This window comes from Chryseobacterium sp., from assembly GCF_019236175.1.
GTDB lineage: Bacteria > Bacteroidota > Bacteroidia > Flavobacteriales > Weeksellaceae > Chryseobacterium.
Genome location: NZ_JAFAJM010000024.1, coordinates 155,759 through 171,797, shown reverse-complemented (window position 1 = coordinate 171,797; position 16,039 = coordinate 155,759). Strand labels below are relative to the sequence as shown.

16 protein-coding genes and 1 pseudogene are annotated in these 16,039 nt (G+C 35.7%); 5 read left to right on the top strand and 12 right to left on the bottom strand.

All coding sequences use genetic code 11. The annotated features are described in order from the left end of the window. Positions 1-25: 25 nt before the first annotated feature. The 5 genes from JO178_RS20715 to JO178_RS20695 form a co-directional block, all read right to left on the bottom strand. Positions 26-1,420, bottom strand: coding sequence for an arginine decarboxylase (locus JO178_RS20715; RefSeq protein ID WP_291940104.1), 1,395 nt, complete (start codon positions 1,418-1,420; stop codon positions 26-28). A gap of 122 nt (positions 1,421-1,542) precedes the next feature. Continuing rightward, positions 1,543-2,418, bottom strand: a complete 876-nt coding sequence (locus tag JO178_RS20710) for a tyrosine-protein phosphatase (protein ID WP_291940102.1) — start codon at positions 2,416-2,418, stop codon at positions 1,543-1,545. Positions 2,419-2,556: 138 nt separating this feature from the next. Then, complete coding sequence (locus tag JO178_RS20705; protein ID WP_291940101.1) at positions 2,557-3,186, bottom strand: thiamine diphosphokinase; 630 nt, start codon at positions 3,184-3,186, stop codon at positions 2,557-2,559. Continuing rightward, complete coding sequence (locus tag JO178_RS20700; RefSeq protein ID WP_291940098.1) at positions 3,176-3,745, bottom strand: cob(I)yrinic acid a,c-diamide adenosyltransferase; 570 nt, start codon at positions 3,743-3,745, stop codon at positions 3,176-3,178. Before JO178_RS20700 ends, JO178_RS20705 begins: the two co-directional genes overlap by 11 nt. Positions 3,746-3,890: 145 nt before the next feature. After that, positions 3,891-4,475: a hypothetical protein gene (locus JO178_RS20695; protein ID WP_291940096.1), complete on the bottom strand. Its 585-nt coding sequence runs from the start codon at positions 4,473-4,475 to the stop codon at positions 3,891-3,893. A gap of 170 nt (positions 4,476-4,645) precedes the next feature. On the opposite strand from JO178_RS20695, the gene JO178_RS20690 reads away from it, so the two are divergent. Beyond that, positions 4,646-5,137 carry a DinB family protein gene (locus JO178_RS20690; protein ID WP_291940094.1) on the top strand — a complete coding sequence of 164 codons (492 nt, stop codon included), beginning with the start codon at positions 4,646-4,648 and terminating at the stop codon, positions 5,135-5,137. A gap of 118 nt (positions 5,138-5,255) precedes the next feature. Here JO178_RS20690 and JO178_RS20685 read toward each other — a convergent pair whose 3' ends face one another. The 3 genes and pseudogenes from JO178_RS20685 to lptB form a co-directional block, all read right to left on the bottom strand. Continuing rightward, positions 5,256-6,209 (bottom strand): YafY family protein, encoded by a 954-nt coding sequence (locus JO178_RS20685; RefSeq protein WP_291940092.1) that lies wholly within the window; start codon positions 6,207-6,209, stop codon positions 5,256-5,258. 29 nt (positions 6,210-6,238) lie between these two features. After that, positions 6,239-7,966, bottom strand: a complete 1,728-nt coding sequence (locus tag JO178_RS20680) for an ABC transporter ATP-binding protein (protein WP_291940398.1) — start codon at positions 7,964-7,966, stop codon at positions 6,239-6,241. A gap of 506 nt (positions 7,967-8,472) precedes the next feature. Beyond that, positions 8,473-9,198, bottom strand: a pseudogene (lptB, locus tag JO178_RS20675) (LPS export ABC transporter ATP-binding protein); the annotation flags it as partial. Positions 9,199-9,490: 292 nt separating this feature from the next. Between lptB and JO178_RS20670 the strand changes: the two are divergent. Next, entirely contained in the window at positions 9,491-9,793 is a 303-nt protein-coding gene (locus JO178_RS20670; RefSeq protein ID WP_291940088.1) for a TM2 domain-containing protein, read from the top strand. 71 nt (positions 9,794-9,864) lie between these two features. Here the strand turns inward: JO178_RS20670 and hemB are convergent, their stop codons facing one another. Further along, positions 9,865-10,854 carry a porphobilinogen synthase gene (gene hemB / locus JO178_RS20665; protein ID WP_291940086.1) on the bottom strand — a complete coding sequence of 330 codons (990 nt, stop codon included), beginning with the start codon at positions 10,852-10,854 and terminating at the stop codon, positions 9,865-9,867. A gap of 119 nt (positions 10,855-10,973) precedes the next feature. On the opposite strand from hemB, the gene JO178_RS20660 reads away from it, so the two are divergent. The 3 genes from JO178_RS20660 to JO178_RS20650 all read left to right on the top strand — a co-directional run bounded on the left by JO178_RS20660 (position 10,974) and on the right by JO178_RS20650 (position 13,655). Further along, positions 10,974-11,324 (top strand): T9SS type A sorting domain-containing protein, encoded by a 351-nt coding sequence (locus JO178_RS20660; RefSeq protein WP_291940084.1) that lies wholly within the window; start codon positions 10,974-10,976, stop codon positions 11,322-11,324. Positions 11,325-11,429: 105 nt separating this feature from the next. Then, positions 11,430-12,341 carry an ATP-binding cassette domain-containing protein gene (locus JO178_RS20655; protein WP_291940082.1) on the top strand — a complete coding sequence of 304 codons (912 nt, stop codon included), beginning with the start codon at positions 11,430-11,432 and terminating at the stop codon, positions 12,339-12,341. Between the two features lie 3 nt (positions 12,342-12,344). Continuing rightward, positions 12,345-13,655: an ABC transporter permease gene (locus JO178_RS20650; protein ID WP_291940080.1), complete on the top strand. Its 1,311-nt coding sequence runs from the start codon at positions 12,345-12,347 to the stop codon at positions 13,653-13,655. A gap of 87 nt (positions 13,656-13,742) precedes the next feature. On the opposite strand, the gene JO178_RS20645 is transcribed toward JO178_RS20650, so the two are convergent. The 3 genes from JO178_RS20645 to JO178_RS20635 are packed head-to-tail and all read right to left on the bottom strand — an operon-like array spanning position 13,743 to position 15,923. Continuing rightward, on the bottom strand, positions 13,743-14,411 hold the full coding sequence (locus JO178_RS20645) for a porin family protein (protein ID WP_291940078.1): 669 nt from the start codon (positions 14,409-14,411) through the stop codon (positions 13,743-13,745). A gap of 19 nt (positions 14,412-14,430) precedes the next feature. After that, the gene (gene sucD, locus JO178_RS20640; RefSeq protein ID WP_291940076.1) at positions 14,431-15,303 is read right to left on the bottom strand and encodes a succinate--CoA ligase subunit alpha; all 873 of its coding nucleotides are present in this window, start codon (positions 15,301-15,303) and stop codon (positions 14,431-14,433) included. 17 nt (positions 15,304-15,320) lie between these two features. Beyond that, positions 15,321-15,923, bottom strand: a complete 603-nt coding sequence (locus JO178_RS20635) for a hypothetical protein (RefSeq protein ID WP_291940074.1) — start codon at positions 15,921-15,923, stop codon at positions 15,321-15,323. Between the last annotated feature and the right edge of the window lie 116 nt (positions 15,924-16,039).

The following is a 16,039-nucleotide window of genomic DNA, read 5'->3' as shown; positions in this document are numbered from 1 at the left end:
GCTAAAGCCCATTCCCTTTGCAAAATTATTTATACCCAAGAAGTTTCAACACATCTTCAGGTTCCTGTTTTTCCCTGAAAATTTCATACTGTAGTTCGCCGTTTTCATCTTTCTGAATCAGGACGTGTCTTGGCTGAGGCATCAGGCAGTGGTGTACTCCACCATATCCTCCGATGGTTTCCTGATAGGCTCCTGTATGAAAGAAACCGATATACAAGGGCTTCGTATCACTGAAAACCGGCAGATAAATGGCATTTGTATGCTGTTCAGAGTTATAATAATCATCTGAATCACACGTTAAACCTCCTAAAAATACTCTTTCGTAAGTATCTTCCCAACGGTTCAGCGGAAGCATGATAAAGTGTCTTGAAATTGCCCATGTATCGGGAAGTGTTGTCATGAAAGAAGAGTCGATCATATTCCACTTCTCTCTGTCATTCTGACGTTTCTGAGAAATAATTTTATACAGATTAGCTCCGCTTTCCCCAACGGTAAAGCTCCCAAACTCAGTATAAATATTAGGTTCTTCTACCCCTTCTTCTTCACAGAATTTTTTGATTTGAGAAACAATTTCTTCCACCATATACTGATAGTCGTAATCAAAGTTCAGAGAAGTTTTAATTGGGAAGCCTCCACCGATATTTAAGGAATCTACTTCCGGAGCAATTTTCTTCAGACGTGCATATACGCGAAGACATTTGTATAATTCGTTCCAGTAGTAAGAAGTGTCTTTAATCCCTGTATTAATGAAGAAATGAAGCATTTTCAATCTTGCATTAGGGTGTTCGGCAATTTTCTGGCTGTAATACGGAATAATATCTTTATACCCGATTCCTAATCTTGAGGTATAAAATTCGAACTTAGGTTCTTCTTCAGAAGCGATTCTGATCCCGATATTAAAAGTGGAATCTATGCTTTCCGTAAGTTTGTCCAGTTCACGGTAATTATCCAGAATCGGAGTAATATTTTCAAAACCATTATTGATCATATCTGAAATTTTTGTCAGATAATCATCCGTTTTGAATCCATTACAGATTACCTCAATGTTTTTATCTACCTTTCCGTTTTGATAAAGGGATTTTACAATATCCATATCATAAGCGGAAGAAGTTTCTATTGAAATATCATTCTTTAGGGCTTCTTCCAGTACAAAATTAAAATGACTGGATTTTGTACAATAACAGTAGGTATAATTCTTTTTATATTCGGTTTTCTCAAAAGCCTCTTTAAACCAGCTTTTGGCTTTCTGAATATTTTGAGAAATTCTCGGCAGATAGCTAATCTTTAGCGGAGTGCCAAATTGTTCAACTACATCCATCAATGGGACATCGTGAAACAACAAATTGTTCTCAGAAACATTAAATTCTTCTGTAGGAAAATATAATGTCTGATCAATAAGTTCCGAGTACTTTATTTTCATTTCTAAACAAGTGAATTAAGAAATGCAAAATTGCTAAAAAAGTTTGATTTTTAGGTGTTAAAATTATTATAATTTTCTATAATCATCTGATATCACCTTCTGCAGATTTTTCTTTCTGATAATCAATACGTAAACTTTTGAATATATTCTTCTCTTTTGCCCTCGGAGATTCCTAAAGCCTGTTGAATATAAAGATCTGTAGAACCATACTTTTTATTAATCTCCTGAAAAGCGGTATCGAGGTACCTTTTTTCTACCCAGCTCAGTTTTTCCAGCACCTGTATATCCATCTTCGGATACAGAAAATGCAGGGTGTTTGCCAGACGGAGTCTTTTCTGAACAAGATCCTTTCTATAATTATTGGACAGCAAGTAATCATTATAAATAGTTTCTTTATCAAACTTCAGGATCGTCAGGATTAAAGCGGTAATAATGCCGGTTCTGTCTTTACCGGCTGTACAATGGTAGAGCACAGGTTCTTTGGATTCCAGAATTTCTGTTATAATGGTTTTTATTATTTGGGGATTTTCCGTCACATACTCACGATAGAAATCCACCATTCTTTTATCGGCATCTGAACCATTCACTTTTCCTTTTAACACCAGTTTTTTAGCCTGATCCAGCTGATCTCCTTCATCTTCAAAGGCTGAATAATTCTTGTATATCATTTTCTGAGGAAGGTCATCGGGTTTCTGAGCGATCTCTTTTGAGTTTCTGAGATCGATCACTTCTTTGATTCCGAGCTTTTCAAACTGTCCGAAAGACTTTTTTTTAAGCTGATGAAGATGACCGCTTCTGTAAAAGATGGCTGCCTTTAAAATTCTTCCGTCTGCATTTTTAATATTTCCTACCGTACGGAAATTATTTACTTTTCTTAAGCTAATCACTTCATCAGTTCCATTTTTACCATATTCAGGAGTTTCAAAATGCTGTGTTCTGCATGAGAAAACACAGAATAATGAAACAGTGATTACCGGTATTTTGATTAATATATTCAAGAGTTTTTTTGTTTAGGCATAAAAATTTTAGTAATACTACGTTGCGGCTAAAGCCAGCGGAATTTATTTTATGTTTGATGAAACGGGCTAAAGCCCGTTTCTCTTGATACTATATTTGTACCGGAAGCTTATATCAGATCATACATAATTTTTACCAATAAAAATCAGCAAATCTCCTTTTTCATATTCAATAGAAACCTCATCGTCAACTGCAAAATTACGGGTTCCTATTCTTGATATAACGTTTAGACTTCCATGATCTAAAGGCCAGTTCAATCCTTTTGTTGTAATATTTTCGGCTGCAGGAAAAGGATACAGAGAAACCATCTTATCTTTTATCCCTTTTATCGTAATTTTTTTTGGAATGAAATAATATTCTGAAAACTCATCATAAAATTTCAAATCCATTTTGTCTTTAAAGGCATAGGCAACTGTTAAATTTCCTAGAAAATGGTCCTGTTCTCCTCCACTACCTCCAAGAACATCTATTTTTTTAAATCCTTTTTCAACAATAATATCTAATGCCTTATGAAAATCAGTTTTATTCTGATCCGGCGTATAGATAAACCTTTCTTCATAAATATTTTCATCAGAACCGGAGTGTGAATCAAAATCACCGGAAATAAAATCCAGTTTATCCAAAGGAAATCCAAATCTCTTTAAATAATGAAAAGCACCGTCTGTACAGGCGATCAATCCGTAGTTATCAAAATTCGGAAAAGATTCCGGGGCATCTCCGTTGATGAAAAGTAATACTCTATCTTTCATTCGGATTCCAGTATTCTTCCGGTTCGTTATTCAGTTTTGAAATATATCTTGCTAATACAAAAAGATAATCCGAAAGTCTGTTTAAATATTTAATAAGTTCAGGACGCACTTCTTCGGACTCATTTAAAAATACCAATGAACGTTCTGCTCTTCTGCAAATTGTTCTTGCAGCATGTAAAAAAGTAGCCGGTTTTCCGCCTCCCGGAAGAATAAAATACTGAAGGGGGTCCAATTTTTCATCAAAAGCATCCATCCATTGCTCCAGTTCCTCGATTTCAGTTTCTGAAATAATAATCGGCAGACGTGATTTTCCATTAGCTAACATAAGTTTATCTACGGGTGTTGCGGCTTCTGAACCTACAGTAAATAAATCAAACTGTATTTTCTTTAGCTGCTTCAGAACTTCTTCATCTTCAATATGGCTTTTGGCAATTCCGATAAATGAATTGAGTTCGTCTATATTTCCATAACTGTCTACTCTTGCACTGGCTTTCGAGACTCTCGTTCCGCCATATAATGCTGTCTGACCTTTATCGCCTGTTTTTGTATAAATTTTCATACTACTAAAATACTTTAATTTGTATAATGTACAAAGTAAAATGTGTCCTGAATGATTCCTTATTCCGCTTAAAATTTGCCGTAACAAATACCCTCTGATAGGAACCTTATAAAAAAATGACCGGTAAAAACCGGCCATTCACAAATTATTTATTTACCTCTACATATTGTATGATGGTCTGGTTTTTCGGATTATAGATAATCGTACTGATATTCGGAAGTCTTTTGAGTTTATAGTACCTGATATTTTTATCTGTTTTAATATTGTCTAAAAAACTTGTATCAAAAGTATTTTCAGGAAGAAATTTCGAAACAAAACTTATTTTATCCACTATATTTTGTCCGTCAATTTTACGGGCTGTTTTATCAGATTTTTCTTCATCAGTTGTAGCCTGTCCTTCTAAAAATGGCAATACTACAGCAATATCTGCTTTATATTTAAAGATATATCCTTCTGATCCGTTTGGAAATTTAAATTTTTTCCCTTTATCATCCGATACTACAGAAGCACCGTTACCAGGAAAAACATCATTAAATTTGACATTCTGGGAGTTGGTGAGAGAACTGATGGATTCACTCACTGTTTTTTTGACGGTCTCCTCTACCGCCTGCTGTGCCTTTTGCTGAACCGTTTCAGTTGTTTTCTGAACCGTCTGGTCAATTTTTTCTTCAATTTTATTACATGACACCAATAAAAGAGCGGTCATACCCGGCAAAATATACTTCTTCATAATGCTGAATAATAAATAATTTTTTATTACTATACTTTTCTTTAACGGAAAAACAGGCCCTGATATTTTAACAAAAAAATATTTTTCATTATTAAAATCCTGCTGACAAACTGTTGTCACAACCTGCTCTTACCTTTGTATCAACAATAATAAACAAAAACCATACAATTATGACAACTACATCAACTGCCACAAAACAATTCATGACATCGGATCAATTATTAGAAGATTGGCAAGGCCACAGAAACCTTACAAGAAGAGTGATTGAATCTTTCCCTGAAAAAGATTTATTTGAATTTTCAATTGCAGGTATGAGACCTTTTGCTAAAATGGCTACAGAGCTTATTAGTATTGGAGGACCAGCTTTAAAAGGAATCATTGAAAACAATGTGGAAGCTTACAGCGAAGAAAAATTCAATCCAAAAACTAAAGCGGAGCTCTTAAAAAAATGGGATGAAGAAACAGAAGTAATCCATCATTATTTCCAGATGATTTCGGAAGAACGTTTCCAGGAGACGTTTAATCTGTTCGGAGAATATGAATTCCCTGTATATCAGAACATTCTTTATTTTATCGATAATGAGATCCATCACCGTGCCCAAGGATATGTGTATTTAAGAGCGTTAGGAATTGAGCCTCCTTTCTTCTGGGAGAGATTCTAACAAGCCCAGAGGCTAAAAATACAAATACATTTTTTTGGCTTTTCTGATTTTTTTTGCTTGAAAACCATTTCATCTTTTTGTCAAATAAATTGAAACCTCAGCATAATGCTGAGGTTTTTCACTGATGTCTTTCTGTCATTTTTGTCAGAAGCTCGTTTAATCTTGTACGAAGACTCTCGGGCTCCAGAACGGTAGCATAATCTGCAAAAGTAATAAGCCAGCGCGGAAACCCGTCATTGATCCATTCCGTTTCAAAAGTAAGCTCCACTCCTTCTTCGGTTTCCTTTTCTTCAATCAGCCCGTAATATTTTTTAGAATTCACCAAATGAGACATTATCATTTTATCTACTAAAAGTTTGGCGATGACTTTATTTCCGTTCGATTTTTTACGGTAATCATTTACCTGTCCGTATTCCTGTAAAAAAGGAGTCTGAGTCTTCAGGATCTGTAAAATTCTGTCCACCCGGAATTGTCTGAAATCATTTCTCAACGTACAATAGGCCATAATATACCAGAAATTAAATTCAAAAAAGACACCCACTGTTTCAATCGTCCGGCTGGTCACTCTGGAATCTACCGTTTTATATTCTATAATCAGCTGGGTCTTTTCGGCAATACTTTCTAAAATAATGGGGATGACATTTTTAAGAGAATCTTCAGGATGTGCATGAAAATTAAAAACATCAATCTGTTTTTCAATATTCTGAATCAGACTTTTATCTGAATGCCTCAATACAGAACGTACTTTTTCCATAGCCTTCTGATAGTGGTTTCCTAAACTCTGATGAGAAAATTTCTGCATTAATTTTTCAGCAGTAATAAAACTCAGCACTTCTTCTTTGGTAAACATCACCGGAGGCAGCTTATAGCCGTCCATCAGAGAATATCCGTTCCCGGCTTCACCCACAATGGGAATTCCTGCATTCTCCAATGTTTTTACATCCCGGTAAATGGTTCTGATACTCACGTCAAATTTCTCAGCCAGATCCTGTGCTCTTACGACAGGCTTCGACTGTAACTGAGTAAGAATCGCTGTTACCCGATCTAATTTTTTAAGATAATGGTCATTCATATTTCTCAGACAAAGCTAAAATTCTTTTTTTAATTTTCTTTCAGTGTATTGACTAATTTATCCAGATTTAAACTTCGGGCTGAAGCATCAAAAATTTCACGATAAGTTCCGTCTTTACTGTACAACTCATCATGTGTTCCGTTTTCAACAACCCTTCCCTTTTTCATAACATAAATCGTATCAGAATCTAAAATCTGGGACAATGAATGGGAAATAATAATGACTGTTCTGCCTTCTTTTATGGCATCAAGAGAGTTTTTGATCTGCTCTGTAGCAATGGCGTCCAGACTTGCAGTAGGCTCATCCAGAAAGATAATCGGCGGATTTTTCAGGAACAATCTTGCAATGGCAATCCTCTGTTGCTGTCCTCCGGAAAGCTGAGTTGCATCATGCTGATACTGATCGGGAAGATCCATAATCTGATCATGCAGATATGCTTTTTTGGCAGCCTCCTGAATTTCCGCTAAATCGGCATTCATATCTCCATAACGGATATTGTCTTCAATGCTTCCCTGAAAGATGTGGTTTTTCTGAAGTACCAGTCCAAGATCACTTCTGAGAAAAGTATTATCATATTCGTTCAGATTAACATCATCTAAGAGAATTTCTCCTGAATCCGGAAGATAAAATTTGCATAAAAGGTTGATGACCGTTGATTTCCCGGCCCCACTCAATCCTACCAATGCCGTTGTTTTTCCGTTTTCAATTTTCATGGAAACATCATGAAGTGCTTTAGTCCCGTTAGGATAGGTAAAATCTACATTTTTCAGTTCAAAAGTTCCTTTAATCTGCTTTTCCACAAAAGCTCCGTTGGGTTCTGTTTCGTTATCCGCATTGAGAATATCAAAATAACCTTCTGCATAGATCATAGCATCGTTCATATCATCATAAATTCTGTGCAACTGGCGGATAGGCGCGGAAACATTATTGAAAAGCATAATATGAAGCATAATAGCACCAATAGTCATTTGCTGATCAAGCACGAGATAGACGGTAAGAATAATAATTAAAACCACACCAAACTGTTCGATAAAGGTTTTTAAACCATCATAAATAAAGTTAGTTTTTCTCGTGAACATCTGGCTTTCCATCAATTGCATCTGCAAATCATATTGCTTTTTTCCTTCAAACTTTTCACGAACAAAACTTTTGATCACCATAATAGAATTAATGAGATTCAACAGACCTGATGTTTTCTTTTCTCTCTGATTTCTCAACTGCCGCCGCACTCCGCTTAGCTTTTTTGCCTGAAGGGAGCTTATGTAAAAATAAATCGGGACAATAATGGTAGAGACCGCTCCCACATATACATTCTGCATATACATGATAATCAGAGCGATGATCGCATTAGAAAAAAGAGGCAGGATATCGATAAAAAAGTTCTGAACTAATTTGGTAAGACTCTCAATTCCCCTGTCTATTCTGATTTGTAATTTTCCGGATTCATGGTTTTCGTCATTAAAGTATGCGACCCTGTAAGTCAGGATCTTGTCAATAGCAGACTGAGCCAGAATAGAGCTCACATTGATCCTTATTTTCTCTCCATAAAATTTTTGTCCGAAATTGATAAAAATATTCAACAGTTCTTTCCCCAGTAAAATGACAGAAATGATGATCAGAATATGAATTCCTTCAGTCATGGGATGCGGAAGATGGGTAAGCTGGGTTACCTCGTCTACCGTATATTTTAAAACAATAGGGTTAACCTGTGCAGCAAGGGCCCCCAGAAAAGTAAGAAACAGAGTTCCGTAAATCATAGGACGATAAGGCCTTATAAACGGGACAAGCTGTTTATAAATTCCGAATAAAGTAACTGTTCTGTTAAAAGGTTTTGCCATGGATCTGATTTAAAATGGAAAAACGTACCGTTTCTGAGAGAAAAGGTACGTTTTTATTACTATTTTGAGCAAATAAATTGTCTTAGATTTTATCCCTCATACATATAGGTTGTCAGGTAATGAAGCTCCTGTCTGCTGGCTTCCTTAGATTCGGTCTGCGCCTGTTCTAAAGAATATTGGGAGTTAATTTCTTTTTTCTGGAAAATAAATGAATTGTTGGCATTTTTATCTACCACATCATTAAAAATATGTTCGATTTCTGAATTAGCCAATGAAGCAAAACTGATATCTTCAAAGCCATACATCAGTCTTAAATCATCAAATTGTTTAAAGTGTTCATCTACAAATCCCTGAAAATGTGCTTTGGAATCGAAATTTCCAGCCCAGATGTTGTAGGCATGCTTCTTCTTTTTAGGTTTATCCAGAATGCTCTGATAAACGAAGTTTTCTCCAAGATATGCCTCTCTTACCTGAGGGTCATTGGCAAGATCTTCCGGAAGTCCTTCTTTCAGGATTTTCCCTTCAAACATAATATAGGTTTTGTTGGTAATGGCCAACGTCTGTTGTACATTGTGGTCTGTAATGAGGATTCCGATATTTTTATCCACCAGACTTCTTACGATTTTCTGAATATCTTCTACCGCAATCGGGTCTACTCCTGCAAAAGGTTCATCCAGAAGGATAAAATTCGGACTCGTAGCGAGACAGCGTGCAATTTCCGTTCTACGTCGTTCTCCCCCGGAAAGAAGATCTCCTCTGTTTTTACGCACATGTTGTAAAGAAAACTCTTCAATCAGCTCATCACATTTGATTTGCTGTTCGCGCTTTGAAAGCTTGGTCAGCTGCAGTACTCCCATAATATTTTCTTCTACAGAAAGTTTTCTGAATACAGAAGCTTCCTGAGCCAGATATCCGATTCCCTTCTGGGCTCTGCGGTACATTGCATCAGTAGTAATCTCCTGTTTATCCAGAAAAATTTTTCCTGAAGTAGGCTTAACCAACCCTACGATCATATAAAACGATGTGGTTTTTCCAGCTCCGTTCGGACCCAGCAATCCCACAATTTCTCCCTGTTGAACCTGTACAGAAACGCCTTTTACAACTTTTTTAGGACCGTATTCTTTGATTAAGTTTTCTCCTCGTAAAATCATAGGGCAAATATATCAAAAATGCCAACAAGTTTATATATCCCCTGACATTGTTTATATTGAGTTTAACGATTCTCAGGCTAAGTGTTAAAATTCAGGCTTTAAACAATTTTTACGGATAAAAAACTTTTCGCCTTCTGTTTCTTTTTACCATCAGTTTTCCCGGTTAGAAAATGCTGACACTCCTATTCTTATTCCTTTAAACGCAGTGTCAGATGTTCATATAATGCATTGTAACAATTTATCTTTTCATCCGACCCATTGAAAAAGAAATTTTTAATACAAACACTAAAAAATGGAAAATTACGGTTATACAAAAACGGAAAATCCCCAAAATACTCAGAACCAGCAAAGCAATATGCCTTATCGCTCAGAAAAGAGACTTCCTGCTGCATTACTGGGAATTCTTGTAGGCTGGCTGGCTTTAAATAAATTTTATCTGGGCTACACCAAAGAAGGGGTTATTCAGGTTATTCTTAATATTGTTACATTAGGAGCTGCATCTATTATCCCTTTTATTGAGGGTATTTTGTATCTGTTTATGAGTGATAAACAATTTGATGACACTTATGTATATGGAAAAAAAGGCTGGTTATAATAGTAAAGAACAATAGATGATATCATAAAAAAACACCTCAGATTGAGGTGTTTTTTATAACTAATATATGCTTATTTATGTAAAATCATAGCTGCTTCTTTAGCAAAATAAGTGAAGATCATATCTGCTCCTGCTCTTTTAAAACACGTAAGATTTTCGATGATCGTTTTATCATTATCCAGCCATCCGTTCTGAACGGCAGCTTTTACCATAGCATACTCTCCGCTTACATTATAAACAGCAATCGGAAGATCAATCGCTTCACGCACCTTGGATACGATATCCAGGTATGGAAGTCCGGGTTTGATCATGATCACATCAGCACCTTCTTCAATATCTTTATATACTTCGTTCAGGGCTTCACGGGAATTGTGGAAATCCATCTGGTATGTTTTTTTATCTTTTGGAATTTCCATATCATCTTTTGGAGCACTATCTAAAGCACTTCTGAAAGGCCCGTAGAAAGAACTTGCATATTTTGCGGCATAGCTCACAATCCCTACATCTGTAAATCCGCTTTGCTCCAATGCTTCACGAATTACCAGTACCCTGCCGTCCATCATATCACTTGGTGCCACTAAATCTGCTCCTGCTTCAGCATGGGATACAGACATTCTGGCCAGTGCATCATTTGTAGCATCATTTAGAATCTTACCATTTTCAATAATTCCGTCGTGCCCATAGATTGAATACGGATCTAATGCTACATCCGGCATAACAATCATCCCCGGTACAGCATCCTTTATCGCTTTGATTGTATTTTGCATCAATCCGTCTTTGTTCCACGCTTCTTTTCCTGTATTGTCTTTCAGATGATCAGATACTTTCATATACAGATTGACCGCTTTTACACCTAAAGAAAATAATTCCTTACATTCCTTCACGGTTAAATCTATACTCCGCCTAAAAATTCCCGGCATCGACGGGATCGCCTCCTGCTTATTTTCGCCCTCCATTACGAAGATCGGCATTACAAAATCATCAGTTGTAAGCACATTTTCTCTTACCAAACTTCTGATAGATTCATTAACTCTAAGTCTTCTATTTCTTGAATGTATCATTTTGGAATACTTTTTGAATAAGTTTTTACAAATTTAGTATAAGTTCTACAAAAAAACTATTGTATAAAATTGTAGAATTTATTATATTTGTTATATATATCCGAGAAATTATAAATTTGATGAAAAAACTTTTACTTTTATTTCTATTTGTAGGCACTTTTGTTGGATTTTCCAACAATTTACAAGCTCAGCTAAAAGAGCCCACCTCTATGTCGCAGAAGTCTGACGACGGAGTGATGATTGCCTATCCAAATCCTGCAAGGGATTTCCTTATCGTAAAGGCAAAAGATTCTTCCTTAAGAATCAAAAGTGTGACATTCTATTCTATTTTGGGTATGCAGGTTGCGAATTACAGTGTCAATATGAACTCCGGAGAAATCAATATCGAAAAGCTGAAACCGGGCAAATATCTGATTCGCTATATCTTAAGTGATAATACGCAAAAAGTTACTCAAATCGTAAAGCAATAAATTAGAATCCTGATAATGATCAGGATTTTTTCTTTTACATTAATTCTTTTTAATATTTCCGTAACTTTAAGAACTTTTTTATACTAATTGTAAAAAAACAATTTAATGCTTAAAGCTGAACATATTAAAAAGACCTATAATGCCGGTAAAAAAGTAGCATTGGATGATTTCAGCATCCATGTTCCAAAAGGCAGTATTTATGGGCTTTTAGGACCTAACGGAGCGGGAAAAACATCTTTCATCCGAATCATTAACCAAATTACTCAGGCAGACTCAGGAGATATCTTTATCAATGGAGAAAAGCTTAATCCCAATCATATTAAAGATATTGGATATATGCCCGAAGAAAGAGGCTTATATAAAAATATGACTGTAGGTGATCAGATCCTTTATTTTGCAGAACTTAAAGGAATGAAAAAAAATGATGCGCTGAACGAAGCAAAGAAATGGTTTGAAAAACTTCATATTGATCAATGGTGGAAAAAAAAGCTTTCTGAGCTTTCAAAAGGGATGGCACAAAAGATTCAGTTTGTAGTAACAGTATTACACAGGCCTCATCTTTTAATTCTGGATGAGCCCTTTTCCGGATTTGATCCAGTAAATGCCAATTTAATAAAAGATCAGATCATTGAGCTTAAAAATAACGGGACTACCATTATTCTTTCTACCCACAGAATGGAAAGTGTTGAAGAAATGTGCAACTATGTAGCCCTGATAAACAATTCCAAAAAAATAATTGACGGAAGAGTTTTTGAGGTAAGGGAAAAATTCAAAAAAAATATTTTCGGAATTACACTCTCTGAGATTAATCCTGAGCAGCTTGAAGGCTTTAAGAACAAATATGAAATTTTCAATTTTACCAACGAAAATAATCTGGTGTCTTTTGACCTTAAAAATGAAGCTGATCAAAATAATATTTTGCTCGATCTTGTACATGTAGGTAAGGTAAGATCATTTGACGAAAGAATTCCTAGTATGAACGAAGTGTTTATTAATGCTGTAAGCAACCATTCTTAACTTATGAATAATATTTTTTTAATTACAAAAAGGGAATTTCTTACACAGGTTAAGAAAAAATCTTTCATCATATTAACATTGCTTGCTCCGATCCTGATTATTGCTTTTGGAGCTGTCATAGGATTAATGTTTAAGGCTAATGAATCTCACAGCATCATAGAAGTTGTTGATAAAAGCGGACTATTTAAAGATCAGCTCCAGTCTGATGATAAACTGAATTATGAAATTGTTTCTGCTGCGGATGAAAAGGCAAAGATTAATAATTTAAAGGGAAATGAATCTATTGACGGAATTCTTATACTTCCCGAATTAAAAGGACAAAATTTTGATGACCTGGAAACCGGAACACGACTGGTCGTTAACAGTAAAATAGGTCTTGATACCAAACAAAAAATTGTTTCCGATATTTCCAATGTTATTAAAAAGGAAAAAATCAAACAATTAGGAATTCAGGAAGCTCAATTGAATGATCTGGATAAAAGTTTCAGTCTGAAAACCATTAATGTTGCCGATAACAATAAAGAAGATTCCGACCTTGCTTTTGGCGTAAAAACAGGACTTAGCATGATCCTGATGTACGTTACCTTTATGTTTATCATCATCTACGGGGTAAGAGTTATGCGAAGCGTTTTGGAAGAGAAAAACAATCGTGTGGTGGAAATCATTATCTCTTCGGTAAAACCTTTTGAACTGATGATGGGAAAAATTCTCGGAGTAACACTGGTAGCCCTGACTCAGTTTGTAATCTGGATTACCATGTCTGTCATCGGAGCTGTAGTATTAAACACCGGGTTTTCTTCTATTCAGACTAAGATTCCCGGCGGAAATGAGCAGGTAATGAATAAACTGGATATCACACAACTCGCAACTCAGATATCACACAGCTTGTTGGAGATGAATTTTCCGTTGATTATTTTTGTATTCATTATTTTCTTCCTTTTAGGATATATTTTCTACAGTTCTATTTATGCCGCTATCGGTTCTGCAGTAGATAACGAAACGGAAACTCAGCAGTTTACCTTATTTGCTGTTTTACCGCTGATGTTGGGAATGTACGGAAGCTTTTCATTAATGAATAATCCTGACGGGCCATTGGGCTTCTGGCTATCTATTATTCCCTTTACTTCACCGGTGGCAATGATTGCCAGAATACCATTTGGAGTTCCTGCGTGGCAGATAGCGCTATCTATTGCATTATTGCTGGGAACCACCATTTTTATGATCTTTGTAGCGGGAAAAATCTACCGTGTAGGTATTTTAATGTATGGGAATAAAGCGACATTAAAGGAGCTTTGGAAATGGGTTAAAGGTTAAAAGAAAAGTTGATAAAACTTTATATTAATAGAATAAAAAAATCCCGGAAATTAATTTCCGGGATTTTTTTATTCTGATCAATAACTTTTATTTGAATATATAGCTTAAGGTCAATGCTAATACCTGTTCAGATTTTTTCTTATCAGTACCTCCTTTTTCTTTTGCAAGACCAGGATAGGTATCTGAAAGTCCGATATCATATTTAACAGCTACTTCCAGCTGTCTCTTATAGCTATACCCTACTCCTAATCCTATTCCCCAATTAAAGCTCTTTGCTTTTCCATTGACAGAAGGATTTGCAGGATCCACAACATCCGGATCGTAATAAGGTCTCGACAAAGGAGCATTCTTAACATTCTGATTTAATAAGAAGTTGAATCTCGGCCCTGCCAATCCAAAGAATTCTGAAGCAGCTTCAGAGAAATATCCTTTAAAATAAAGCGGGACACTCAAATAGTTATTAGCATATACAGCATCATAACCATCTCTTCCTTTGGCATCCTTATCCTTTCCTGTTTCCCCTGCACCGTAGTATGATACTTCCGGCTGGATGAAGAACTGGTTAGCCTTTCCTACCGGAATTAAAGCTAAAACTCCACCTTGACCCGTGTATCTAGGGCCCGAGGGGTTGTGGGCATTTGCTACTCGGGAGTAGTTTACACCTCCTGTAAGACCAAATCTTGTATTTTTCCATTGAACCTGTCCAAAGGATAAAGCAGAAAGAGTCAAAGCTGAGGCTAATAAAAGTTTTTTCATATGTTTGGTTTTATAAAGATTATCCTAAGATTTTAGCAACAGTAGCACCGATATCAGCAGGAGAGTCAACTACGTTGATACCATTCTCTCTCATGATTTCCATCTTTGCCTGTGCTGTATCTTCTGCTCCGCCTACAATAGCACCTGCGTGTCCCATTGTTCTTCCTTTTGGAGCTGTTTGTCCTGCGATAAATCCTACAACCGGTTTAGTAGATCCGCTTGCTTTGTACCATCTTGCTGCTTCAGCTTCCAGTCCACCACCGATTTCACCAATCATTACTACTGCTTCTGTTTCAGGATCGTTGATGAATAATTCTAAAGCTTCTCTTGTAGTAGTTCCGATGATTGGGTCACCACCGATACCGATAGCTGTAGAAATTCCGTATCCTGCTCTTACTACCTGGTCTGCTGCTTCATAAGTAAGGGTACCTGATTTTGAAACGATACCTACTTTACCTTTTTTGAAAACGAAACCTGGCATAATACCAATTTTAGCTTCTTCAGAAGTAATGATTCCAGGGCAGTTTGGTCCGATTAATCTGCAGTCTCTGTCAGCGATATAAGCTTTTACTTTTACCATATCAGCTACAGGAATACCTTCTGTAATACATACAATTACTTTGATTCCTGCTTCAGCAGCTTCCATGATAGCGTCTGCTGCAAATGCCGGTGGTACGAAGATGATACTTACATTTGCACCTGCTTTTTCAACAGCATCAGCTACTGTATTAAATACCGGCTTTCCTAAGTGCTCGCTACCTCCTTTTCCCGGAGTCACCCCACCTACTACGTTGGTTCCGTATTCAATCATCTGACCTGCATGGAAAGTACCTTCGTTTCCAGTAAATCCTTGTACAATTACTTTAGAATCTTTGTTTACTAAAATTGACATTTTATTGTTGTTTTAATTTATTTATTATTTTTTTTTAATTCTTCAAATTTTTCAAGAATACTTAACATACTGCTATCATATTCTGAAGTATGTGCAAAACCGCCTCCTTTATCTGTATTTTCCAGAAGCTTTATCATTTCAGGCTCATCACTAAAAAAGTCTTTAAGTTTCTTTTTAGGTATTCCTGTAAAATAGATAAATCCGAATCCTTTCTTGGTCTTTTTATTATACAAAAAATCATTTGCATTTTCTCCTCCCATTGTCGAGCTATATGTGCGATACCATTCTAAGTTTTCGCCATCATATAATTTTTCCATGAGAAGTTTCTGATCGCTGGATTTGTTGATAAAAGTTCTTTTTTTACCATTAAAGTCGGTTAAAAAAAGTTCTTTAATTTCCGGAGCCTCAATTTTTGTTTTTTTACCGTCTTCGCCTATCACCGTTACTTTGGTATTAAAGCTGGTAACATATAAAAGATTAGGATCAAATGCATTTGTTGACACCTTTATTTTTACATTCAGGGTATCATTTTCTTTTGTAATAATTTTAGCATCCAGTGTTTTCTGTCCAAAAGACATAGAAAAAACCGTCATAAAAATCAATAGTAAATATTTTTTCATTTTTAGTTCAATAATGCCTAAAATTAAGATTTTTAATTTAACTGATGCCTATTACAAATTTTTGATGCTCACAAATTTACTTAAATTTCTTTGATTTCAGATAAAACCTTTAGAAT